Source organism: Leucobacter allii, assembly GCF_022919155.1.
In the GTDB taxonomy this organism is placed as follows: Bacteria; Actinomycetota; Actinomycetes; order Actinomycetales; family Microbacteriaceae; genus Leucobacter; species Leucobacter allii.
Map to the genome: position 1 here is coordinate 2,614,694 of NZ_CP095045.1, position 23,312 is coordinate 2,638,005.

The 23,312-nt window shown below is 70.8% G+C and carries 20 protein-coding genes and 1 tRNA gene; 9 read left to right on the plus strand and 12 right to left on the minus strand.

Translation table 11 applies throughout. The features are described from left to right. The first annotated feature begins 74 nt into the window (after nucleotides 1-74). From MUN78_RS12125 to MUN78_RS12145, 5 genes are all read left to right on the plus strand, one after another. Complete coding sequence (locus MUN78_RS12125) at nucleotides 75-563, plus strand: Lrp/AsnC family transcriptional regulator (RefSeq protein ID WP_244726734.1); 489 nt, start codon at nucleotides 75-77, stop codon at nucleotides 561-563. A 109-nt stretch (nucleotides 564-672) separates the two neighbouring features. Then, a complete protein-coding gene (locus MUN78_RS12130; protein ID WP_244726736.1) occupies nucleotides 673-1,029 on the plus strand; it encodes a PadR family transcriptional regulator in 357 nt (118 codons plus the stop codon). Between the two features lies 1 nt (nucleotide 1,030). After that, nucleotides 1,031-1,408 (plus strand): DUF1048 domain-containing protein, encoded by a 378-nt coding sequence (locus MUN78_RS12135; RefSeq protein ID WP_244726738.1) that lies wholly within the window; start codon nucleotides 1,031-1,033, stop codon nucleotides 1,406-1,408. Then, on the plus strand, nucleotides 1,405-2,211 hold the full coding sequence (locus MUN78_RS12140) for an ABC transporter ATP-binding protein (RefSeq protein WP_244726740.1): 807 nt from the start codon (nucleotides 1,405-1,407) through the stop codon (nucleotides 2,209-2,211). The genes MUN78_RS12135 and MUN78_RS12140 overlap by 4 nt, the downstream gene beginning before the upstream one ends. Next, entirely contained in the window at nucleotides 2,208-2,990 is a 783-nt protein-coding gene (locus MUN78_RS12145; protein WP_244726742.1) for an ABC transporter permease, read from the plus strand. The genes MUN78_RS12140 and MUN78_RS12145 overlap by 4 nt, the downstream gene beginning before the upstream one ends. 94 nt (nucleotides 2,991-3,084) lie before the next feature. Here the strand turns inward: MUN78_RS12145 and groL are convergent, their stop codons facing one another. The 4 genes from groL to MUN78_RS12165 all read right to left on the minus strand — a co-directional run bounded on the left by groL (nucleotide 3,085) and on the right by MUN78_RS12165 (nucleotide 6,958). Then, nucleotides 3,085-4,707, minus strand: a complete 1,623-nt coding sequence (groL, locus tag MUN78_RS12150) for a chaperonin GroEL (protein ID WP_244690208.1) — start codon at nucleotides 4,705-4,707, stop codon at nucleotides 3,085-3,087. A gap of 211 nt (nucleotides 4,708-4,918) precedes the next feature. Next, on the minus strand, nucleotides 4,919-5,734 hold the full coding sequence (locus tag MUN78_RS12155; protein WP_244726743.1) for a LytR C-terminal domain-containing protein: 816 nt from the start codon (nucleotides 5,732-5,734) through the stop codon (nucleotides 4,919-4,921). A gap of 103 nt (nucleotides 5,735-5,837) precedes the next feature. Continuing rightward, nucleotides 5,838-6,185, minus strand: coding sequence for an ABC transporter substrate-binding protein (locus MUN78_RS12160; protein ID WP_244730086.1), 348 nt, complete (start codon nucleotides 6,183-6,185; stop codon nucleotides 5,838-5,840). Then, complete coding sequence (locus MUN78_RS12165) at nucleotides 6,080-6,958, minus strand: ABC transporter substrate-binding protein (protein WP_244726745.1); 879 nt, start codon at nucleotides 6,956-6,958, stop codon at nucleotides 6,080-6,082. Before MUN78_RS12165 ends, MUN78_RS12160 begins: the two co-directional genes overlap by 106 nt. A gap of 149 nt (nucleotides 6,959-7,107) precedes the next feature. Here MUN78_RS12165 and MUN78_RS12170 point away from each other — a divergent pair, with 149 nt between their 5' ends. Together MUN78_RS12170 and MUN78_RS12175 are read left to right on the plus strand one after the other, a co-directional pair. After that, nucleotides 7,108-8,226, plus strand: coding sequence for a FecCD family ABC transporter permease (locus MUN78_RS12170; protein ID WP_244726747.1), 1,119 nt, complete (start codon nucleotides 7,108-7,110; stop codon nucleotides 8,224-8,226). Then, the gene (locus MUN78_RS12175; RefSeq protein ID WP_346730443.1) at nucleotides 8,226-9,041 is read left to right on the plus strand and encodes a heme ABC transporter ATP-binding protein; all 816 of its coding nucleotides are present in this window, start codon (nucleotides 8,226-8,228) and stop codon (nucleotides 9,039-9,041) included. Before MUN78_RS12170 ends, MUN78_RS12175 begins: the two co-directional genes overlap by 1 nt. Nucleotides 9,042-9,141: 100 nt before the next feature. On the opposite strand, the gene MUN78_RS12180 is transcribed toward MUN78_RS12175, so the two are convergent. The 3 genes from MUN78_RS12180 to MUN78_RS12190 form a co-directional block, all read right to left on the minus strand. Further along, entirely contained in the window at nucleotides 9,142-10,065 is a 924-nt protein-coding gene (locus MUN78_RS12180) for an HtaA domain-containing protein (RefSeq protein WP_244726749.1), read from the minus strand. Between the two features lie 87 nt (nucleotides 10,066-10,152). Next, complete coding sequence (locus MUN78_RS12185; protein WP_244726751.1) at nucleotides 10,153-13,470, minus strand: HtaA domain-containing protein; 3,318 nt, start codon at nucleotides 13,468-13,470, stop codon at nucleotides 10,153-10,155. Nucleotides 13,471-13,737: 267 nt separating this feature from the next. Beyond that, on the minus strand, nucleotides 13,738-15,951 hold the full coding sequence (locus MUN78_RS12190) for an HtaA domain-containing protein (RefSeq protein WP_244726752.1): 2,214 nt from the start codon (nucleotides 15,949-15,951) through the stop codon (nucleotides 13,738-13,740). A gap of 238 nt (nucleotides 15,952-16,189) precedes the next feature. Here MUN78_RS12190 and MUN78_RS12195 point away from each other — a divergent pair, with 238 nt between their 5' ends. After that, nucleotides 16,190-16,759: a nitroreductase family protein gene (locus MUN78_RS12195; RefSeq protein WP_244726754.1), complete on the plus strand. Its 570-nt coding sequence runs from the start codon at nucleotides 16,190-16,192 to the stop codon at nucleotides 16,757-16,759. Nucleotides 16,760-16,779: 20 nt separating this feature from the next. Here the strand turns inward: MUN78_RS12195 and MUN78_RS12200 are convergent, their stop codons facing one another. The 4 genes from MUN78_RS12200 to secA all read right to left on the minus strand — a co-directional run bounded on the left by MUN78_RS12200 (nucleotide 16,780) and on the right by secA (nucleotide 21,692). Continuing rightward, complete coding sequence (locus tag MUN78_RS12200; protein ID WP_244726756.1) at nucleotides 16,780-17,712, minus strand: DMT family transporter; 933 nt, start codon at nucleotides 17,710-17,712, stop codon at nucleotides 16,780-16,782. Between the two features lie 22 nt (nucleotides 17,713-17,734). Beyond that, nucleotides 17,735-17,810: transfer RNA gene (locus MUN78_RS12205), tRNA-Thr, on the minus strand. Between the two features lie 45 nt (nucleotides 17,811-17,855). Next, nucleotides 17,856-18,848 carry a DsbA family protein gene (locus tag MUN78_RS12210; RefSeq protein ID WP_244690226.1) on the minus strand — a complete coding sequence of 331 codons (993 nt, stop codon included), beginning with the start codon at nucleotides 18,846-18,848 and terminating at the stop codon, nucleotides 17,856-17,858. 66 nt (nucleotides 18,849-18,914) lie between these two features. Beyond that, complete coding sequence (gene secA, locus MUN78_RS12215; protein ID WP_244690228.1) at nucleotides 18,915-21,692, minus strand: preprotein translocase subunit SecA; 2,778 nt, start codon at nucleotides 21,690-21,692, stop codon at nucleotides 18,915-18,917. A 170-nt stretch (nucleotides 21,693-21,862) separates the two neighbouring features. On the opposite strand from secA, the gene MUN78_RS12220 reads away from it, so the two are divergent. Beyond that, a complete protein-coding gene (locus MUN78_RS12220; protein ID WP_244726758.1) occupies nucleotides 21,863-22,636 on the plus strand; it encodes a polyprenol monophosphomannose synthase in 774 nt (257 codons plus the stop codon). Here the strand turns inward: MUN78_RS12220 and hpf are convergent. Further along, a complete protein-coding gene (gene hpf, locus MUN78_RS12225) occupies nucleotides 22,606-23,238 on the minus strand; it encodes a ribosome hibernation-promoting factor, HPF/YfiA family (RefSeq protein ID WP_244690232.1) in 633 nt (210 codons plus the stop codon). The genes MUN78_RS12220 and hpf overlap by 31 nt on opposite strands. Nucleotides 23,239-23,312: the final 74 nt, after the last annotated feature.

The following is a 23,312-nucleotide window of genomic DNA, read 5'->3' on the forward strand; positions in this document are numbered from 1 at the left end:
TTTTGATTTCATTTTGAAGGCTCTCGCGAACCTCACGCGCACATTCCCCCCACCGCAGACGCCATAATGGAGGAATGAACGTTGGCGGCATGTTCCACGGCCTGAAACCGGCGGAGCTCGACGAGCTCGATCGGAAGCTCATCCTGCTCCTCCAGCAGGACGGCCGGATGTCCGTCGCCGAGATGTCGCGCGCCGTGGGCCTCTCCCACCCCGCAGTGCGCCAGCGACTCCAGCGCCTGTTCGAGTCCAAGATCGCGAACATCACCGCGACAACCCATCCGGGCACCCACGGCCTCACCGAGTCCGCGCTCATCGTCGTGAGAACGGACGAGCGGATGCACCAAGTCGCGGCGCAGCTCGCCGAGTTCCCCGAGGTCTACTACCTCGTCACCACCCAGGGTCGTTTCGACATCGCCCTCGAGGCCATGGCCAGAGACAAGCTTCACCTCAGCGAGATCTCCCTGCGAATCAGGGCCACGCCCGGGGTCGTCTCCAGCGAGACGATCTCGATCACGGAAACCGTGAAGTGGGAGTACGGCCCGGATTTCACCGCCCTCGACTGACCCGCTCCCTCGGCAGTCTCGCACAGACTCACTATTCAGTATTGCCAAGTACCGCTACTCAGTGTTACCTTGTACCGGTAGTCAACATCACTGAATAGGAGGTGGCCGCATGGCGAATCAGATGACCGAGATGCTCAAGGGCACCCTCGAGGGCATCGTCCTCGCGATCCTCGCCGCGCAGCCGGCATACGGCTACGAGATCACGGCGAGACTGCGCGAGGAGGGCTTCGCGGATCTCGCGGAGGGCACCATCTACGCCCTCCTCATCCGCATCGAGCAGCGGGGCTTCGTCGACGTGGCGAAGGTCCCCTCCGAGAAGGGCCCTCCGCGCAAGGTCTTCACGCTCAACGAGGCGGGCCTCGCCCAACTCGAGGAGTTCTGGACCGCGTGGCGCTTCCTCGCCGGCCGGATCGAGGAGCTCCGCGCACACCGCACCCCCGGCAGCACCGCACACGAAGGAGCCTGACATGGCCGCGAAATGGATCGAAGCACTCACCGGATCGCTCGAGCAGAAGCGCGAGTACAAGCAGCAGATGGCGCGCCTCGAGGCGCTCCCCGCCCCCTACGCGGAGGCGGCCCGGGCGCTGAACCGGTATTTCATGTACTACGGGGCGATCGCCGACGGCGAGACGCTCGTCACGATGCTCGGCGACCACGTCGAGCTGTGGGAGCGCGCCGCCGTCGACGGCACGCCCGTGAGCGCCATCGTCGGCGACGACCCCGTCGGGTTCGCCGAGACCTTCGTGAGCTCCTACCGGCACCGCGAATGGATCGACAAGGAGCGGCAGCGCCTCGTCACGGCGATCGGATCGGCGATCGAGCAGGAACGGGGGCGGGAATCATGACCGCCGCGACGCTCGCTCCGCCGGCGATCGCGGTCGAGGGCCTCGTGAAGTCCTTCGGCGACGTGGAGGTGCTCCGCGGCGTCTCCTTCGAGGTCGCCGCGGGGAGCATCTTCGCGCTGCTCGGCTCGAACGGGGCGGGCAAGACGACCCTGGTGCGCATCCTCGCGACGCTGCTGCGCGCGGACGCCGGCCGGGCGGCCGTCCACGGCAACGACGTGTCCGCCGCCCCCGACGCCGCCAGGCGCGCGATCAGCCTCACCGGGCAGTTCGCCGCCGTCGACGAGATGCTCACCGGTCGCGAGAACCTCGTGCTCGTCGCCCGGTTGCGACGGACGCCGCGACCGGCACGGCTCGCCGAGGAACTGCTCGATCGCTTCCAGCTGCGCGACGCCGCGGATCGCCGGGCGGGCAGCTACTCCGGCGGGATGCGCCGCCGGCTCGACATCGCGATGAGCCTCGTCGGGGAGCCGCAGGTGCTCTTCCTCGATGAGCCGACCACGGGCCTCGACCCCCAGTCCCGGCTCGAGGTCTGGCGCACGGTGCGCGAGCTCGCCGCCGGCGGCGCCACCGTGCTGCTCACCACGCAGACGCTCGACGAGGCCGAGCATCTGGCCGACCGCATCGCGATCCTGCACGAGGGCACGATCATCAGCGACGGCACCCTGGCCGAACTCCGCGCCCTGCTGCCGCAAGAGGTCGCGTACGTGCCGAAGGAGCCCTCGCTCGAAGACGTCTTCCTCGCGCTCGTCGGGGACGGCACGGCTCGCGGGGAGCACCCCGAGGGCCAGGAGGGAGAACGATGAGCGCGCACACCCTCGTCACGGGCGGCGTCCGCGACGCCGCGATCCTCACCGGACGCTCGCTGCGCCACATCCTGCGCAGCCCCGACACCATCATCACGACCGCGATCACCCCGATCGCGCTCATGCTGCTCTTCGTGTTCGTGCTCGGCGGCGCCATCGAGACCGAAGTCGAGGGGTCCTACGTGGACTACCTGCTCCCCGGGATCCTGCTCATCACGATCGCCTCGGGCGTCGCCTACACCTCGTACCGGCTCTTCCTCGACCTGCGCAGCGGGATCTTCGAGCGCTTCCGCTCCATGCCGATCACCCGATCCGGTGTGCTGTGGGCGCACGTGCTCACCTCGGTGTGCGCGAACCTCGTCTCCGTCGCGCTCGTCATCGGCGTCGCGCTGCTGCTCGGCTTCCGCTCGAGCGCCTCGCCCGCCACCTGGGTCGCGGTCGCCGGGATCCTGGCGCTCTTCACGCTCGCGCTGACCTGGCTCGCCGTGATCGCGGGGCTCTCCGCGCAGTCCGTGGACGGCGCGAGCGCGTTCAGCTACCCGCTGATCTTCCTGCCCTTCATCAGCTCGGCCTTCGTGCCGACGGATTCGATGCCGGCGCCCGTCGCCTGGTTCGCCGAGCACCAGCCCGTCACCGCCATCGTCGACACGCTCCGCGCGCTCCTCGACGGCGACGCGCCTCAGGGCGCCACGGGCTGGATCGCGCTCGCGTGGCTCCTCGGGATCCTCGCGCTCGCCTACCTCGGCGCCCGGCTGGCCTACCGCCGCAGGACCCGCTGAGTCCCGTCCCGCGGACGCGAACAGGGGCCGCACCCTTCCGGGTGCGGCCCCTGTTCGTCGTTCCGTCGGGCGCGGGCGCCCGGGAGGCTCGGACTTAGAAGTCCATGCCGCCCGTCGGATCGCCCGCGGGAGCGGCGGCAGCCGGCTCCGGCTTGTCGGCGACGACGGCCTCGGTGGTGAGGAACAGCCCGGCGATCGACGCGGCGTTCTGCAGCGCCGAGCGGGTGACCTTGGCCGGGTCGAGGATGCCCTGCGCGACGAGATCGCCGTACTCGCCGGTCGCGGCGTTCAGGCCGTGGCCGGTGGGCAGGTTCGCGACGTTGTTCGCGACGACGCCCGGCTCGAGGCCGGCGTTGAGCGCGATCTGGCGCAGCGGCGCCTCGATGGCGGTCTGCACGATCTTCGCGCCGACGGCCTCGTCACCGGCGAGGTTCAGGCCGTCGAAGACGTCCTTGCCCGCCTGGATGAGCGCGACGCCGCCGCCGGGGAGCACGCCCTCGTCGACCGCGGCCTTCGCGTTGCGGACGGCGTCCTCGATGCGGTGCTTGCGCTCCTTGAGCTCGACCTCGGTGGCCGCGCCCGCCTTGATGACGGCCACGCCGCCGGCGAGCTTCGCGAGGCGCTCCTGGAGCTTCTCGCGGTCGTAGTCCGAGTCGGTGTTCTCGATCTCGCGGCGGATCTGGGTCACGCGGCCCGCGATCGCCTCCTCCTCGCCACCGCCCTGGACGATGGTGGTCTCGTCCTTGGTGATGATGACCTTGCGCGCGGTGCCGAGCATGTCGAGCGTCGCGTTCTCGAGCTTGAGGCCGACCTCCTCGGAGATGACCTGGCCGCCGGTGAGGATCGCGATGTCCTGCAGCATGGCCTTGCGGCGATCGCCGAAGCCGGGGGCCTTGACGGCGGCCGACTTGAAGATGCCGCGGATCTTGTTGAGCACGAGCGTCGCGAGCGCCTCGCCCTCGACGTCCTCGGCGATGATGAGGAGCTGCTTGCCCGACTGGATCACCGGATCGACGACGGGGAGCAGGTCCTTGATGTTCGAGACCTTGCTGTTGACGATGAGGATGTAGGGATCCTCGAAGACCGCCTCCTGGCGATCGGCGTCGGTGACGAAGTAGGCCGAGAGGTAGCCCTTGTCGAAGCGCATGCCCTCGGTCAGCTCGAGCTCGGTGCCGAAGGTGTTCGACTCCTCGACGGTGACGACGCCCTCCTTGCCGACCTTGTCGATCGCCTCGGCGATGAGCTTGCCGATCTGCTCGTCGGCCGCCGAGATGGACGCGGTCGCGGCGATCTCGTCGGTGGTCTCGATCTCCTTCGCGTTCTCGAGGAGCTTCGCCGAGACGGCGGAGACCGCCTTCTCGATGCCCTTCTTGATCGCGATGGGATCGCTGCCCGCGGCGACGTTGCGCAGGCCCTCGCGCACGAGCGCCTGGGCGAGCACGGTCGCGGTGGTGGTGCCGTCGCCCGCGACGTCGTCGGTCTTCTTCGCGACCTCCTTGACGAGCTCGGCGCCGATCTTCTCGTAGGGGTCGTCGAGCTCGATCTCCTTGGCGATGGACACGCCGTCGTTGGTGATCGTGGGGGCGCCCCACTTCTTCTCCAGCACGACGTTGCGGCCGCGCGGCCCGAGCGTCACCTTCACGGCATCGGCGAGGGTGTTCAGACCCCGCTCGAGTCCACGACGCGCTTCCTCATCAAACGCAATGATCTTTGCCATGTATTTCGCCCCTCCCGGACGTTTCGTTGTGGTGAGCACCGCACCGACGCACGGGGCGTCGTCGCGCGGATGGTTAGCACTCAGTCGATCCGACTGCTAAGACCAATCTTGGCACTCACGCACGGCGAGTGCAAGCGGCGGCGCTCGCGCAAAGCGAACACTCGGGGACGCCGGTGAACGCCGGGGGCGGAGACCGAGGGCGCTCGGAGGACTACGGGACGGGGATCGTCGTCGGATCGGTGGGGAGGCCCGTCGTCGGGTCGATCGGCCAGCCCGTGGCGGGGTCGATGTCCCAGCCGGTCGCCTCGTCGATGTCGTTGCCCGTCTCGGGGTTGACCTCGTTGCCCGTGTCGGGATTGATCTCGTTGCCGGACCCGGCGCCGCCCGCGGAGCTCGCATCGGCGCCGGAGTTCGCCGCCTCCTCCTCCGTCATCGCCCGCGCCTCGTCGATGCCCGGCCCGGCGTAGTCGCTGCCGAGGAGCACCACGAGCCGCGCGCCGTACTCCTGGTAGTCGGAGGTCGTGTAGGTCGAGAGCCCGCCGAGCTGGGCCGCGAGGCCCTCCGCGGCCGGGGCGTCGGCGGGATCCGTGTAGAAGACGGCCGAGATCTGCACGTCGGCCGAGGCGGCGGCGCCGGAGAAGAGGATCGATCCCCACCCCTCCTGCGTGATGATCTGGTCGACGGCCGCGGCGAGATTCTCGGTCCCCGTGCCGTTGAGCACCGCCACGGTCGCCGTGGGATCGAGCTCCGCGGTCACCTGCGGCGCGGCCGAGGCCTGCGGCCCGTTCGAGATGGAGCTGGGCAGCTTGCCCGCATCGCCGATCGCCTGGACGGCCACGATCCCGAGCGTCGTGAGCAGCGCGAATCCGAGCAGGGCCGCGATGAGGTACTGCCAGACGTAACGCGGCCGTGCCGCGATCCGGTGCGCGCCGACCCGGCCGCTGCGCGCGACGCGGTCGAAGCGATCCTCGGGGTAGTCGCTCCGGATCGCGCGGTTCCCGTCCGTGCGGTCGATGGTCTGCGGCACGTCGGTCCCCCTGTTCACGGCTGGCTTGCGCGACCGCCCGGTCGACGATCAGACCCTAGCGTACATCGGGCTCGCTGCCAGGACGGTGTGCGGCCCGCGCCGCTCACGCGAGGGAGTCGGGCGCGTAGATCGCACGGGCCAGCCCGTCGATCACGTCGGGGATGCGGGTGCCGCCGGCGAAGAGCACCGAGTCGTCCACATCGATGATGCGCCGCCGCTCGCCCGCCGGGGTGAGCGCGATGCTCGGCTGGGCCGCGAGCAGTCCGTCGACGCCGCCGGCGCTCTCGAGTCCCTTGGTCATCACGAGGATGACGTCGGGCTCCATCGCGATGAGCGCCTCCTCCGTCATCGGCTTCTCGCCGACCCAGCCGATCTCCTCGGCCACGTCGACCGCGCCGACGGAGCGGACGAGGCTGTCCACTCCGCTGCCCTCGCCGAAGAGGTAGAAGATGCCCGCCGTGCCGCGCACGTAGAGGAAGGCCACGCGGGCAGCTTCGCGGGGTCCTCGGGCCGCAGCTCCGCGACCTCGGCCTCCTTGTCCGCGATGGCCTGCCGCAGGGTGTCGACGAGCCCGGGGGCCGCGTCGCCGATGCCGAGGGCGTCGGCCACCTGCTGGGCGGTCGCGAAGCTCGACTCGGGATCGATGGCGCGATCGACCGTGACGACCGGGATCCCCGCGTCGCGCAGCTGCAGCACGACGTCGACGGGACCGATGCTGCCGTCCGTGATGATGACGGAGGGGTTGAGCGCGAGGACCGCCTCGGCGTCGACCGAGTGGCCGTCCTTCGTGATCACGGGGATCTCGTCCGAGCCCGGGAAGCTCGTCGAGATGTCGCGCCCGACGATGTGGTCGGCGAGACCGAAGGCGTAGACGAGTTCGCCCACGGAGCCGCTCAGGGAGAGCGGCACGATGCGCGAGGCGTCCTCGACGGTGATCTCGGTGTCGCCCGCGCCGTCCTTCGAGACGACCGTGACCGGGAGCTCGGCGGCCGGGGCCTCCGCGAGCGGCGGGATGCTCGGCCCGCCGACGACCGCGGTGGTCGGCCCCTCGTAGGCCCTCGGATCCTCGAGCGGGGTGAGCTCGCTGAGCGCCGGCAGCTCGACCGCCTCGGCGGCTTCGTCGCCTCCGCCATGCGCGCCGCCTGTCTGGCAGGCGGTCAGACCGAGCCCCAGCAGCGCCACCACGGCCGCGGCCAGTACCCGGCGCCTCGATCCCAGCCTCATGCCCACGGCACCCCTCTCGTCTGATGTTTCCGCAGGCCAGCCTAACCCAACAAAGGTAAGATGAAGAGCGAACATCGCAGATCCTGCGCAGCATCGCGCCGTCCGGGCCCGCTTCCGGCGGCGCGTGTCCATGAAAGCGGCCGTCCCGAATGACCTCACCTCCCCCACGCACCGCTCCGCGCCCCGAGCCGGCCGCTGCCGCCACGCTCCACCGCGGCCGCTCCGCCTCCCGGCATCTCGCGACGAAGACGATCCTCTTCGCGGCGCTCGCGTTCGCGCTCGCCGCGTCGATCGTCCTCTCCGCCGGCACCGGGCAGCTCGGCATCCCGCCGCAGGAGGTGCTCGGATCGCTGCTGCACCGCGTCGGCATCGACTGGCTGCCGATGCCCGCCCACCCGACGGGGGACGCCACGCTCTGGGCGATCCGCTTCCCGCGCGTCGCGATGGCCGCGCTCGTCGGCGCCGGACTCGCCGTGTCGGGCCTGCTCATGCAGGCCATCTTCGGCAACCCGCTCGCGGAGCCCGGCGTCATCGGCATCTCCTCGGGCGCGGCCGTCGGCGCGGGGCTCGCCATCGTGTTCGGGCTCACCGTGTTCGGGGAGTGGACGACGGCCGTGTTCGCCTTCGCCGCGGGCCTCACCGCGACCCTCGTCGTCTACGGCATGAGCCGCGCCCAGGGGCGCACGGAGGTCGTGACCCTCGTCCTCACCGGCATCGCCGTCAACGCCATCGCGGGGGCGGCGATCGCCCTCCTCACCTTCCTCGGTGACACCCAGTCGCGCGAGCAGATCGTCTTCTGGCAGCTCGGCAGCCTCGCGGGCAGCCGGTGGACGCAGATCGCCATCGTCGCCCCCATCGTCGCGGTCGGGCTGCTCGCCGCGTACTTCGCGGCCCGGAAGCTGGATCTGCTCTCCCTCGGCGAGCGCAACGCCCGCCATCTCGGCGTCAACGTCGAGGTGCTGCGCATCGTCATGATCTTCGTCGTGGCGCTCCTCACGGGCGCGGCGGTCGCCTTCGCCGGCATCATCTCCTTCGTCGGACTCGTGATCCCGCACCTCATGCGCATGGTGCTCGGCCCCGCGCATCTGCCGCTCGTCACCGCATCGGCGCTCGGCGGGGCGCTGCTGCTCACGCTGGCCGATCTCGGGGCGCGCACCATCGTGCCGAACGCCGACATGCCGATCGGCATGCTCACGGCTCTGGTCGGCGGCCCCTTCTTCTTCTGGCTGCTGCGACGCACCCGCAAGCGCTCCGGGGGGTGGGGCTGATGGCCGCGCGCCACTTCGTCCTGCCCGAGCGCCCGGAGCCCGGTGCCGTCGTCTGCGCGGCCGAGGAGGTCCATCTCGAGCGCGGCGGCCGTGTGCTCCTCGACTCGGTCTCGCTCGAGCTGCGCGCGGGCGAGGTCCTCGCGCTCCTCGGCCCGAACGGGGCGGGGAAGTCGACGCTGCTGAGCATGCTCTCCGGGGATGCGACGCCGGATCGCGGCAGCGTGCGCTTCGGCGATCGACCGCTCGCCGACTGGTCGCTGACCGAGCTGTCGCGCCGGCGCAGCGTGCTGCTGCAGGACAACCAGCTGCTCTTCCCGTTCACCGTGCACCAGGTCGTCGAGATGGGTCGGGCGCCGTGGCGCCGCACCCCGCTCGAGGACGACGACAACTTCGCGATCTCCGAGGCGATCGACGCCGCCGACATCGCGCACCTCGGGAGCCGCCGGGTCCCCTCGCTCTCCGGCGGGGAGCGCGCACGGGCGGCCTTCGCGCGCGTCATGGCCGGCCGCACGGGGGTGCTCATGCTCGACGAGCCGACCGCGGCGCTCGATCTCGGCCACCAGGAGGCGGTGCTGTCGATCGCCCGCGAGCGCGCCCGCGCGGGCGACGCCGTGCTCGTCGTGCTCCACGACCTGAATCTCGCCTCGGCCTACGCCGACCGCATCGCGCTGCTGCAGGAGGGCCGGGTCGCCGCGTGCGACGCGCCCGAGCGGGTGCTCACGGCGGAGACCGTGAGCTCCGTCTACCGCACGCCGGTCGAGGTGATCCCGCACCCGGTCACCGGACACGGGATCGTGGTGCCGCTGCGCCACTGAGGCGCGGCGCGGCCGGAAGCGCGGCGGGCCCGGCCGGAGCCGCAGGGCCCGACCGGCGTCGCGGCGGGCGGGCGCCGGAGCGCGCCGGCGCCCTCCGGACTCAGGGCGCCGCGGGCCCCGTCGGCTCGGCCGGCGTCGCGGCGTCGACCGCGGCCGACTGCGGCGCCACCGGCTGCGACGCCGGAACCTGGCGCTTGCGACCGCCGATGAGCAGGCCGAGGGTCAGCCCGATGACGAAGAGCGCGGCGCCGCCGATGCCGATCGGCAGCCACGGGATCTGCGGTCCCGCCGTGTCGGCGACCGCGGGGGTCGCGATCTGCGGCTCCTCGGCCCCGGCGCCGCCGTCGGACGCGGCTGCCGCGGGGGCGCCGGACGCATCGCACCCGGTGAACTCGAGGTCGAGGTTCAGCGGATCCAGCTCCTGCCCGGCCTCGTAGAAACCGGCGAAGGCCTTGACGCCCTCGCTCGTGAGCACCGCGGGCAGGTCGGCGAGCGCCAGCGCGTCGCCGCTCGGCGCCACGGTCTCGCCGACCGAGACGTCGCCGACCCACTGCTGGGCCGCGTCCACGACGACCTCGCCTTCGGTGTCGGTGCTGCGCGTGTCGAGCATGAGCGCGGCCTTGCCGTCGCCCTCGAATTCGATCGTCGGGTTGGCGATGGTGAGGTCGAGGACGCCGTCGTGCCCCGTGAAGTGCACGGTGCCGGTGAAGGACACCGTGCCGGTGCCGGTCGCGGGATCGATGCGGCCGGTCGCGCCGGACCAGCCGAAGTCGGGCGTCTCGTACGTGGCGCCGTCGCTCGTCTCCCAGGAGCCGTTCGCGATGGTGCCGCTGATGTAGGAGCGGAAGCTCTCCTTGACGCCCCAGCTCAGGGTGCCTCCCGTGATCTCGCAGGCCTCGGCGGCGCCGTCGCTCGTCGCCTGCGCCGCTCCGGGCCCGGCGAGCAGGCCGCCCGCGATGATCGTGCCGGCGAGCGCGGCTCCCATGAGGGCGGATCCGGTGCGGCGGATGGGTCGGGCGTTCACTGATGGGCCTCCTGCTCGGGGTGGTGGGGAAAGGGATGCGGGGCGGGGCGTTCCGGTGCAGCGGTCCGATGCGGCGGTCGTGCCGGATCAGCTCAGGGCGCGGCGCTGACGCACGGCGAGGGCCGTCATGCATGCGGCGATGAGGACGAGGCCGCCGGCGCTCGCCCACCACTCCCAGACTGCCATACCCGCGACGGGGGCGAGGATTCCCGCCTGCGCGGTCTCGCGCTCGGCCACGGCGGCGGCGCTCAGCGCCCGGGCGTTCTTCGCCTGGTCGGCCGACTTCTTGGCGCCGTCGAGGACATCGATCACGGATCCGGCGTTCTCGCTGCCCTGGAAGGTGATGACGTGCTCGTCTGAGATGTCCTTCGGCAACGTGCCCTGCCAGCTCACGGCGCCCGTGGCCGAGGCCGTCGCGTCCTCGTCGAGCACCACGGGGTTGCGCCCGTCGCCGTCGTACAGCACGACGAGGATGCCCTCGTCGTCGGCCTCGAAGCCCGTCGCGGCGAGTTCGATCCGGCCGCCTGCCGCGATCTTCTCGCGATCGGTGAGCACGGTGAGCCCAGTCCTCGTCGGAGCGGTGTCCGCCGCGGTGTACTTCTTCGTCTCGCCTCCCGCCTGGGTGGAGCCGTAGCTCACGCCGCTCGTGGCTCCGACGGTGAAGGTGAGGGGGTCGAGCCCGATGCTCTGGCTCCCGCTGCCGCCGGCACCGCCGCTCGAGAGGGAGCCGCGCACGGGCACCCCGCTCCAGGTGACCTCCCCGTTCGGTCCGACGGACTTCGCGGCGCTGCCGAGGTCGAGCTCGTAGGAGCCGGAGCCGAAAGACGTGCTGTTGCCCGTGTTCAGGGTCGCGCTCGTGGGGCCGGTGACGGTGATGGTGGGATTCGTGACGTTGAACATCGTCATCCCGTAGCCGGTGAAGGCGACCGTGCCGCTGAAGCCCACGGTGCCGGTCTGGGTCTCGCGGTTCCACCCCGCGTCGTCGGACTGGGGGAAGAGGTACCCGGAGCCGACCCCCGATGTGCTGATCTCGCCCTTGGCGCAGTGGGAGTAGCCGTAGGCCTCCTTGTTCGCGCAGGTCGTGTAGGCGACGAAGGCCTGGGAGACGCCCCACTGGAGGGAGCCCGCGGCCTGGCCGGAGGAGCCGGTTGCGCCGGGATTCGGGGTGCCCGCGGGCCCCTCGCCGGCCACCGTGACCGTGACTGCCGCGGAGATCGAATGACTGTAGGCCGCGTCCTTCGGTGTGAACGTCGCCATGACGGAGTGGATGCCGACGGGGAGCGTCACGGTCTTCGTCGCCGCTCCGCCGCGCACCATCGCGGCCGTGCCGAGCGACTTCCCCCCGGCGGAGAAGGCGACCGTGCCCCCGATCGCCTTCGGTGCGGTCGACGCGGTGAGGGTCACCGGCTGGCCCGCCTCGAGCTTCTCGGCCGAGGCGGCGAGCGTCGTCTTCGTGGGCTTCTTCGTGTCGATCTTCACATCGGAGTTGAAGGAGAAGGTGATCGGATCGAGCGCCTCGCCCGCCGGGTAGAAACCGCCGAAGGCCTTCGCGCCCGCCGCGGTGAGCGTCGCGGCCGCGTTCGTCCAGGTGTACGTGCTCCCAGACTGGGTCACCGCGGGGAGCGCGAGATCCGCCATGACGACCCCCGGGTACGCATACGGGGCGCCGACCTCGGTCATACTCTTGAACTCGGTGCCGTTCGCATCGAGGATCAGCTGGGCGGTGGTCTCCGAGGTGATCTTGATACGCACCTTCGTGAACGTCATGTCGAGGGCGTAGACCCGCTCGTCGCCCACGGTCATGGGATGCGACTGGAAGTGCACGCCGTCGCCCGCGCGGAACCCAATATCGGCGCTCGTGACCGCGGTCTGCCCGTTGCGCGTCTGCGTGGTCACCTCGCCGCTGCCGCCCGACCAACCGAAGACGCCGTCGGCACCCTTCGACTGCGCCTTCTGCGTGGTCTTGCCGAGCAGCTTCGAGTCGCCCTCGAACATCGTGAAGTTGTAGATGTAGTTGCGGAACGACGACTTGACGCCCCAGCTCGCGGTGGCCCGGTCGACGTCGCTCGTCACCGGGGCGGAGGGGTCGGTCACGGTGACGGTGATGGCCTCCGAGGTCGACGGCGCGAAGGCCGCCGGATCGGCCGGCGCGAACGTCGCGGTGATCGCACGGGCGCCGACGGTCAGCGCCGCGGTCGAGAGCGTCGCGACCCCGGCGGAGACCTTCCGGGGCTTCCCGAGCGCCGCGCCATCGGCGGCGAACTGGACGGTGCCGGCAGCGTCGCTCGGCGCGACCGTCGCGGTGAGCGACGCGGCGGCCCCGAGCTCGACCGCGGCGGATGCGGCGGAGACCGTGATGCTCGTCTCGACGGGCTCGGCCGGCTCGGGCTCGCCGGGCCCGGGAGCGGTCGCCATCGGCCCCGTCGAGAAGGTGACGGGGTCGAGCGCTTCGCCGGCCTCGTAGAACCCGCCGAAGGCGGAAGCACCATCCGTCGAGAGCGTTGCCGCAGCGTTCGTCCAGGTCAGTACACCGTGTGCGTTCGTCGGTGCATTCAGGACGAGATCCGCCACCACCACGTCATCGAAGGAGTACGGGTCACCCACCGACGTCATATCGACGAACTCGTGCCCCTCAACATCAAGGCGAAGCTCGGCGGTCGTTGCCGACGTCACCACGACGTGCGGGTTCGTGAACGTCATGTCCAGCGAGTACGCGTCGTTCTCGCCGTCGCCGTCAGTGTCCATCGGGTGCGACTGGAAATGCACGCCATTCCCCTCGCCGAACGCGACATCAGCGGCAGAGCCATCGATATCAGCGGAGCCGGTGCCGCCGGTCCAGTTGAAGACTCCATCTTCGTTCTTCGTCTGAGCGACCTGGGTGGCACTGCCCAGCAGCGTCGACTTTCCCTCGAACATCGCGAAGTTGTAGATGTAATTCCGGAACGACGACTTCACCCCCCACGACAACGTCGCATCGCTCACCGCGAGCTCCGTCGTCGCCCCGGCCTCGTCCGCGACCGCTCCGGCCGGATCCTCGGTGCCGTCCGCCGCGCTCCCGGCGCCCCCTCGAGCCTCCCCCGCCGCCCCGACCGCCGGATCGCCGCCATCGGCGTCGGCGCCCGGCTCGGATCCCGTGCCCGGCTCGGATCCGGAACCCGATCCCGACCCGTCACCGGAGCCGGTCTCGTCGGTCGCCGGCTCCTCGGCGGTCGCCGACTCGTCGGCGGGCGCGGTCTCCGCCGCGGGAGCCGCGGGATCCGCCGCCGGCGCGCTCTCGGAGCCCTGCGCCGCGGGATCCTCGACGACCGCGTGCGCCGCGGCGCCCCCGACGAGGGTGCCGCCGATCACGAGCAGTGCGGCGAGCGCGGTCGAGGCGGCGCGGAGGAGCGGGATACGAGCAGACACGGAGGATCCTTTGCGGGGTGTCGGGGCGGAGCCGGCGACCGCATCCGCCGCCCCGTCGCGCGGGGCGGCACGGGGAAGTGAGGGTCGCCTTACTTTCCTCATACCAGTCTCCCGCGTATCGTCTGATGATGCAAGTCGCACGGCGCCCCTCGCGGTCGCGCTCGGCGAGCCGCGGGCGCGAGCGCCGCGCGCGGGTGGGCCGGGAGAACGCCGCAGGGGCGGCCGCTCGATCGAGCGGCCGCCCCTGCGTCCGGGTGCTGCGCGGCGTTACGCCGCGGCGTTCTGCCAGGTGTCGAAGCGGAAGACGAACGCGGCCATGGCGTTGCGCTTCACCGCGTCCTTCGGCTGGTACACGACCTTGCCGCCGACCTTCGAGCCGGTGGAGATGCCCGTGCTGTGCATCCAGGAGATCTCCTTGTAGAAGCCGCTGCCGGGCTTCACGTCCGAGAACGCGGAGGTCGCGGGCGCGGAGTAGCTCGGCTCGCCGGCGAAGCGGTACATGAACGCGGCCATCGCGGCCCGGCTGATCTGCTCGCGCGGGAGGAAGTTCGCCTTGTTCGTGCCGGGGATCTTCGTTCCGGTGGTGATGCCCTCGCTCGCGAGCCAGGTGATCTCCTTGTAGAAGCGATCGCCGGTCTTCAGATCGGCGAACGGGCTCTTCGTCGGCGCGGTGAACGCCGGCTCCCCCGCCAGTCGGTAGAGGAAGGCCGCCATCGCCTCGCGCGTCACGGAGTTCGCGGGACGGTAGTAGACCTCGGAGCCCACCTTCGTGCCGGTGGAGAGCCCCTCGGTGTACATCCAGGCGATCTCGGTGTAGAACTTGTCACCGGGCTGCACATCGACGAACGGGATCTCGACCGGAGCGTCCGCCCAGCTGAGCTCGATCGGCGCGGCCGGCTTCTTCGCGTCGCTGCCCGCGCCGCTCGCGTAGTAGAAGGCCTGGATGGAGGACGGGATCATGTTCACGAAGGCGTTCGACCAGGCGTCGCTGTAGCCGCTCTTCCAGGTTCCCTTCGCAGTGGTGCCCGCGTAGTCCGGCACGATCGACGCGGTCCCGGCATCGACGAAGTCGGGCAGCTCGGCGCCGCTCACGGTGGCGACCGCGACGCGCTCGGACGAGTTCTCGTTGAGCGCACCCGCGCCCGTGCGCACCTCAGCGGTCCACGCGCCGTTGCCGGCGGCGTCGATCACGAGGGCGGGATCGACGAGCTCGACCCACTGGCCGTTCGTCGGGAAGAAGTTCGCGTAGGCCTCGACGCGGGCGGTGCCGGTGAAGGCGATGCTCGTGCAGTCGGCGGTGACGGACGCGGTGCCGTCGGAGAGCACGAAGTCGGTGTCGTCGACCGCGATGTTCCCGCCGCCGACCTTGGTCCAGGCGTACCCGCCGCCGCCCGTGTGGTTCGGCTCGTTCGAGTAGGCGCTCCACGCCCACGTCGCGTCGACGCCGGCGTAGGTCTTGGCGCCGGCACCGACGCTGCAGAGCTCGGGCTGCGCCGTGTCGATCACGCGCAGGGCGGCGCTCGGGGCGCTCTCGCTCGCGACGTAGAAGGCGTTCGGTGCGAACTCGGCGCGGTAGCTGGTCTCGCCGGCGGGGACCTCGGCGGTCGTCAGCGTCGCGACGCCGTCGACGACGGCGACGGGAGCCCCGATCGGCTGCTCGGCGCCCTCGGCGTCGGTCGCGAAGAACTGCACCTCGCCCTGCGCCTCGACCGGCGCGAGCGTGGCGGTGAGGGTGACGTCGCCGCCCTTGACCACCGATGCGGCGGGAGCCACCTCGAGCGTCGTCGTGGTCGCCTCGGGGACGACCTCGGTCGTCGGGAGGGAGAAGGTGACGGGGTCGAGGGTCTCGCCCGCCGGATAGAAGCCCCCGAACGCCGTGGACCCCTCCGCGGTCAGCGTCGCCGCCGCATCCGTCCAGGTGACCGTGCCACCCGCGTTCGTCGGCGCCGCAAGCGCCAGATCCGCCAACACCACATCATCGAACGCATACGGATCGCCGACCGAGGTCATGCTCTCGAACTCGTAGCCCTCCACATCGAGCCGCAGCTCGCCCGTCGTCGGCGACGTCACCACCACATGCGGGTTCGTGAACGTCATATCCAGCGCGTACACCTGCTGACCATCGACCGTCATCGGATGCGACTGGAAATGCACACCATTGCCCTCGCCGAAGGAGACATCGGCGTTCGCACCCTCGGTATCGCCGACGCCCGTGCCGCCCGACCAGTTGAACACGCCGTCCGGGCCGTTCGTCTTCGCGGTCTGCGTCGTGTTCCCCAGCAGCGACGAATCGCCATCGAACATCGCGAAGTTGTAGATGTAATTCCGGAACGACGACTTCACTCCCCACGACAACGTCGCATCGGCGACGGTGCCGGGGGCGGCGTTCGCGGCCGCCGGCGCGAGCGCGATACCGCTCGCCACGACCAATCCGGCCGTCGCGGTCGCGAGAAGCTTCCGCCAGCCCTTCTGTGCAGACATACCGAACGCACTCCTTCTTCTGTGTCGGAGGACACGCTCCGGGCGTGACCCCACCTCATCGGACCGAACTGAGGCATACCTAACCCCAGTGCCGCGGTCCAGTCTCCCGGAAATGATCAGATGATGCAAGTCCGCTGTGCGTTCACTGGGCGACGGCAGTGCGCGACACCCCGGCTGGTCCGCAGGCCCAGCGCGTAGACTCGATGCCGACAGCACCCTCCGATCCCCGAAGGCGAGCATGAACCCTCCGATCGACGACGGGGGCGGCGGAGCGGCGTTCCAGGCGCTCCGCGGCCGCCGCTCCCACTCCAAGGTGAGCGATGAGGCGCCGAGTCGCGCCGAGCTCGAGCGCTACCTCGCCGCGATGTCGAGCATCTCCGATCACTCCGGTCTCCGGCCGTGGCGCATCATCGAGCTGCGCGGCGACGCCAGGCAGCGGCTGGGCGCGGGGCTCGCGGCGGCCGCGGGCGGAGACGAGGCCAAGTTTCTCGCCAAGGCGACGCGGGCCCCGCTCGTGCTGGCGATCGTGATCAGTCCGCGCCCGAGTCGCAAGGTGCCCCTCTGGGAGCAGGAGGCCGTCGGCAGCGGCGTCGCCCACGTGCTCGAACTGCTGCTCCACGAGGACGGGTGGGGAGCGATGTGGCGGACCGGGCCGCACACGCGGGATCCGCGGGTCGCGGCCGCACTCGGCGTCGAGGATCCCGAGTACCTCCTCGGCTGGCTCTACGTCGGAGGGATCCGCGAGCGCGACCGCAAGCAGAAGCCGCGCGCCCCGCTCGACGTCTCGCAGCACCTCACCGCACTGTAGTCGCGGACCGCGGGATCCGCTCAGCCGCGGCGCTGCGGCACCGCCGCGACGGCCACCGCGAGCAGTGCGACGGCCGCCCCCGCGATCATGCCGGGGGTGACCCCGGCCGCGAGCGGCGCCCACGCCTCGAACGCGACCGCGGCGACGAGCTGCCCGGCCACGTTCGACATGCTGAGCAGCAGCACCCCCGCCGTGCGCACGAGCATCGCCGCGACGGCGATGAAGATCGTGCCGATGAGCCCGCCGATGTAGTACCCGGGGGCGCTCGGCCAGGCCGTCGGCCAGCCGGAGACCGCGACGGACACGATCGCGATGGCGACGAGCGCGGCCGTGCCGACGATGAAGTTCACGAGCGTCGAGGTCATGGCGCTGCGCGCCGCCGCGCGCGTCAGCCCGTTCACCATCGACTGCGCGGCGACGCCGAAGCCGATGGCCACGGGGAAGACGACGAGCCACATGACGCTCCGCGCCGCCGGGTCGAGCCCCACCGAGATGCCGATGGCGACCACCGCGAGGACGGTCCCGACGATGCGCATGACCGTCGGATCGATCCGGCCCCCCGGCCCGAGCCCGGCGCGGTCGAGCACGAGGCCGCCGAGCACCTGCCCGGCGACGATCCCCACGGTGAAGAGCGCGAGTCCCGTGACGGGCGCGACGAGCCCCTGCGCGAGCACGAAGCTCGCGCCGCCGAGACCGCCGAGGAGCGTCCACCAGGGCAGGCGGCCCGCGCGGACCTCGGTGCGCAACCGCGCGAGGCCCCGACGACCGCGGCGTGAGACGCACAGCGCGAGGAGCAGGATCACGAGGCCCGAGCCGAAGGATGCGGCCGCCGTCACGTAGCCGTTGCCGAGCTCCTGGCTGAGCCCGCCGTTGACGCGGGACTGCAGGGCGACGAGCACGCCGGCGAGACCGGAGGCGATCAGCGCCGCAGGGACCCTGAGCCGTTCGTGCACCTCAGCTCCTTCCGCGCCCGCGTGGAGCCTCCTGCCGGACTCGAACCGGCCACCTGCGGTTTACAAGGCCGCTGCTCTACCAGATGAGCTAAGGAGGCGAGGACGGGGCGGCGGCTCGGCCGCCCCGTCGAGTGTAGCGGGTCCTACTCCGCCGCGGGCTCGTCGGCGGCGTCCGCATCCGCGGAGTCCGAAGCGTCTCCGGCGTCGTCGGCGTTCTGCTCGATCTCGCCCTTGACCTTCAGCAGGTAGGACTCGAGGTCGCCGTCGCGGGCCTGGTTCCACTGCACGCCGTTCACGATGACGGTCGGGGTGCTGACGAGGCGCTGCGGGGCGTCGGCGTCCTGGGGGGTGACGCCGTCGGAGGAGAGCAGCTGGGAGCCCTTCGCGAGGCCGAGGATCCCGGTCTCGCTCGCGGCCTTGTAGTTCGCGGCGACGAAGCCGCCGAAGCGGGTCTCCTTGACGCACTGCTTGAGCTCGGTCGTGAGCTCGGCGCCCGAGGCCTCCGCCTGCTCCAGCAGCTGGTCGTCGGTCAGGCCCGTCGTGCCCTCCGCCGGCTGCACGTCGGCGCTCAGCAGCCGGTTGTGGAGGTCGAAGGCGACGTCGGGCTGCTGCTCGACCACGCAGGCGAAGAGATTGCCCGCCCGGGTGGAGTACTTCGAGCCGAGCGACTGCCCGTCGAGGAAGTTCAGGGGGTAGATGCTGAGGTCGACGTCGCCGGCCCCGACGTAGTTCTCGAGCATGGTGCCGTACTGCTGGTCGAACGCACCGCAGGCGGGGCACATGTAGTCCACGTAGACCTCGACGTCGAGCGGCAGCGCCTCCCAGTCGGAATCGCGGGCCTGGCGCTCCTCGCCGGACTGCAGCGCGGGCGTCTCCACCACCTTGAGGTCCTTCGTGAAGGTCACGGCGCCGGAGGCCATGTTCTCGGGCCCCGGGCCGGCCGGCTTCATCGTCTGCGTGAGGATCAGCGCGACGACGCCGAGAATGGCGATGACGCCGAGCACGATGCCGCCCTGCAGGAACAGCCGGCTGCGCTTCTCCCGCTTCTTCTCCTGCTCGCGGGCCGCGCGGGCCTGCTCGCGGGCCTGCGCCCGCCGTTCGTTCTTCGAGGGACGAGCGTTCGTCTCGTGTGTCATTGACATCTCCCAGTCGGTCCGCTCGGCGCGGATCACGGAATCGGTATCGCGGGGCGCCTGCGCGCCCTACTTCTTCTTGTTCGCGCGACGATCGGCGCGGTTGCCGCCCTCGGCGGGCACCTGCTGGCCGAAGGACCCGCGCTGCGTCGCCTGCGGTGCAACACGGCCGCCGCCGGCGGCCTTCCCGCCTGCGCGGCTCTTGCGCGCATTCCCAGCTTCGCCGTCCTCAGCGCCGCTCACGGCCGGGGCGCCGTCCTCGTCGGGGGCGCTGTAGCTGAGCTTGGACTGATCCGTCGCCTGCTCCGTCTCGAGCCCGCCGCCCTCGAGGTGCACGTGATCCTGCGGCCCCTCCGCGGGGCGCACCTTCACCTCGAGGTTGTAGAGCAGCCCCATCGACTCCTCCTTGATCTGCCCCATCATGCCCTCGAACATGTTGAAGCCCTCGCGCTGGTACTCCACCAGCGGGTCGCGCTGCGCCATCGCCCGCAGGCCGATGCCCTCCTTGAGATACTCCATCTCGTAGAGGTGGTCGCGCCAGCGGCGGTCGATCGTGGCGAGCACCACGCGGCGCTCGAGCTCGCGCATCGCCTCGGAGCCGAGGGTCTCCTCGCGCTTCTCGTACGCGACGATCGCATCGGAGAGGATCTCGCGGCGCAGGAAGTCCTTGTCGACGCGGCCGCCGCCGGTCTCCGCGAGCAGCTCGTCGACGGTGATCCCGACGGGGTACACCTGCTTGAGATCGTTCCACAGCGCGTCGAAGTCCCAGTCGACGGCGCTGCCGTGCGAGTCGATGATCGCGTCGATCGTCTGCTCGCGGAACGCCTCGATGCGGGACTCGATCTCCTCGCCGTCGAGGATCTGCTGGCGGTCGCCGTAGATGGCCTTGCGCTGGCGGTCGAGCACATCGTCGTACTTCAGCACGTTCTTGCGGATCTCCGCGTTGCGCTGCTCGACCTGGCTCTGCGCGCTCTGGATGGCGCGGGTGACCACCTTCGACTCGATGGCGAGATCGTCGGGGAACCCGTCGCGGTTCATGAGCGCGGCGGCCGCACCCGAGTTGAACAGGCGCATGAGGTCGTCGGCGAGCGAGAGGTAGAAGCGGCTCTCGCCCGGATCGCCCTGGCGGCCCGAGCGGCCGCGCAGCTGGTTGTCGATGCGGCGCGACTCGTGTCGCTCCGTGCCGAGCACGTAGAGGCCGCCGACCTCGATGACCTTCGCGGCCTCCTCGGCGACGGTCTCCTTCACCGCGGCGAAGACCTCGTCCCACGCGGCCTCGTAGGCCTCCGGATCGTCCTCCGTCGACAGGCCGCGCGCGGCCATCTCCTGGACGGCGAGGAACTCGGCGTTGCCGCCGAGCATGATGTCGGTGCCGCGACCGGCCATGTTCGTCGCGACCGTCACCGCGCCGAGGCGACCCGCCTGGGCGATGATCGCGGCCTCGCGCGCGTGGTTCTTCGCGTTCAGGACCTCGTGCCGCACGCCGGCCTTCGCGAGCAGCCGTGAGAGGTACTCGCTCTTCTCGACGCTCGTGGTGCCGACGAGCACGGGCTGACCCTGCTCGTAGCGCTCGGCGATGTCCTTCGTGACCTGGGCGAACTTCGCCTCCTCGTTCTTGTAGACGAGGTCGGGCTGGTCTTTGCGCTGCATCGTGCGGTTCGTCGGGATCGGCACGACGCCCAGCTTGTAGGTCGACATGAACTCGCTGGCCTCGGTCTCGGCCGTGCCGGTCATGCCCGAGAGCTTCTCGTACAGGCGGAAGTAGTTCTGCAGCGTGACGGTGGCGAGCATCTGGTTCTCGGCCTTGACCTGTACGCCCTCCTTCGCCTCGATCGCCTGGTGCATGCCCTCGTTGTAGCGGCGTCCGGCGAGGATGCGGCCGGTGTGCTCGTCGACGATGAGCACCTCGCCGTTGAGCACGACGTAGTCCTTGTCTCGCGTGAAGAGCGCATTGGCCTTGATCGAGTTGTTGAGGAAGGAGATGAGCGGCGTGTTCACCGACTCGTAGAGGTTCGTGATGCCGAGGTGGTCCTCGACCTTCTCGATGCCGGGCTCGAGCACGCCGACCGTGCGCTTCTTCTCGTCGACCTCGAAGTCGACCCCCGGCTCGAGCCGGCGGGCGATACGGGCGAACTCGGCGAACCACCGGTTCGCCTCGCCCGAGGAGGGGCCGGAGATGATGAGCGGCGTGCGGGCCTCATCGATGAGGATCGAGTCGACCTCGTCGATGATGGCGAAGAAGTGGCCGCGCTGCACCCGCTCCGCGGCGGAGGAGGCCATGTTGTCGCGGAGGTAGTCGAAGCCGAACTCGTTGTTCGTGCCGTAGGTGATGTCGGCGTTGTACTGCTCGCGGCGGGTCGCCGGATCCTGGCCGGAGACGATGCAGCCCGTGGTCATGCCGAGGGCGCGGAAGACGCGGCCCATGAGCTCGCTCTGGTAGCTGGCGAGATAGTCGTTCACCGTGATGATGTGCACGCCCTTGCCGGCGAGCGCGTTGAGGTACGCGGGCATCGTGGCGACGAGCGTCTTGCCCTCGCCGGTCTTCATCTCGGAGATGTTGCCGTGGTGCAGGTTCGCCCCGCCCATCACCTGGACGCGGAAGGGGTTCAGTCCGATGGTCCGCTTGGCTGCCTCCCGCACGGCGGCGAAGGCCTCGGGGAGCAGGTCGTCGAGCGTCTCGCCCTTCTCGAGCCTGGCCCGGAACTCCTCGGTCTCGCTGCGCAGCTCCTCGTCGCTGAGTTCGGAGAACGAATCCTCGAGCTCGGCCACGAGCTTGGCCTGCCGCTCGAGTTTCTTCAGCGTGCGTCCCTCGCCGACGCGAAGGAGCTTTTCGAGAACTGTCGCCACGTTGTCTCTCCTGTAAGGTTCTGCACGGTGAACGGCCCCGCCGCACGGGCGCCACCGTCGTTGCCGAATTGTGACAACGCCCCAGCTTAGCAAGGCGCACCGGCGGCACGGCTGGGGAGATGCCAAGATGGGGGTGCTGCGCCGCCGGGCGGAGCCCGGGAGGAGCCGCCGTGAGGGACCGCGCACGCGACGTGCTCGTCTTGCTGCCCACCTTCGAGGAGCGCGCGACGCTCCCGGCGACGATCGCGGGCGTGCGCTCCCACGCCCCCGGCGCGGACATCCTCGTGATCGACGACGGCAGCCCCGACGGCACCGGTCGCCTCGCCGAGGAGATCGCGGCCGCCGACCCAGCGGTGAGCGTGCTGCACCGCCCGGGCAAGCAGGGGCTCGGCACGGCCTACGCCCTCGGCTTCGCGCGCGCCCTGGCCGGCGGCTACCGCTACGTCGTCGAGATGGACTCCGACGGATCGCACCTCCCGGCGGAGCTGCCCGTGCTGCTGGCCGCGGCGCGCGGGGACGCGCGCAACCGGGGCGCCGGCCTCGTCATCGGCGCCCGCTGGGTGCCGGGCGGGCGGATCGTCAACTGGCCGTGGTATCGGCGCTGGGTCTCCCGCACGGGCACCCGCGTCGCGCGGATCGCGCTCCGCTCCGAGCTGCGCGACCTCACGAGTGGATTCCGGGTGATCGACGCGGGCTGGCTCGCGCGCCTCGAGCTCGATGCGCTCGACTCGCACGGCTACGCCTTCCAGGTGGAGACCGCCTGGACGTTCGAGCGCCTCGGCTGTCCGATCGTCGAGGTGCCGATCACCTTCGTGGAGCGGGCCGGTGGCCGCTCGAAGATGTCGCTCGGGATCGTCGCCGAGGCGCTCGCGAACGTGCTGCGCTGGGGGTGGCGCCTGCGCCGCCCCCGTCCTCACTCCTCCGAGAGGGAGATCACGCCGTAGTTCCAGCCCTTGCGTCGGTAGACGACGCTCGGGCGGCCGGTGCCGCTCTCGACGAAGAGGAAGAAGTCGTGGCCGACGAGCTCCATGCGGTCGACCGCGTCCTCGACGCAGAGGTGCTCGGCCGGGAACTCCTTCGAGCGGATCACGACGGGCGAGTACTGCTCGTCCCCGCCCTCCTGCCCCTGCACGGGCACCGAGCCGGTCGCGACGGACTCGAGCACCTCGAGGGGCGCGGGAGTGATGTCGACCGAGCCGAAGTCGTTGGCCGCGGCGTCGCCGAGCGAGACGCGCCCGCGACCGCGGCGGTCCTTCCGCTTGTCCTTCACCCGGCGGATCCGCTCGAGCACCCGCCCGTAGGCGATGTCGAACGCCGAGTACTTGTCTCCACCCGCGGATTCCGCCCGGATCACGGGGCCCGGTCCGATGAGCGTGATCTCCACGAGATCCCCGTGCTGGGGACTGCGGTCGCTCTGTCTGGACACCTTCACCTCGAACGACTGGGCCCGGGGAAGCAGGCCCGCGACCTTCTCCGTCTTCGACTCGACGTAGTTCTCGAATCGATCGGTGATGCCGACGTTCTTGCCGCGGATGTTCACGTCCATGGTGACCTCCCAGGGGACTCGGGCGGGTGGGCCAGAGTGGCGCACCGTTACGCCTTTCCGGCACTCTACTCCAC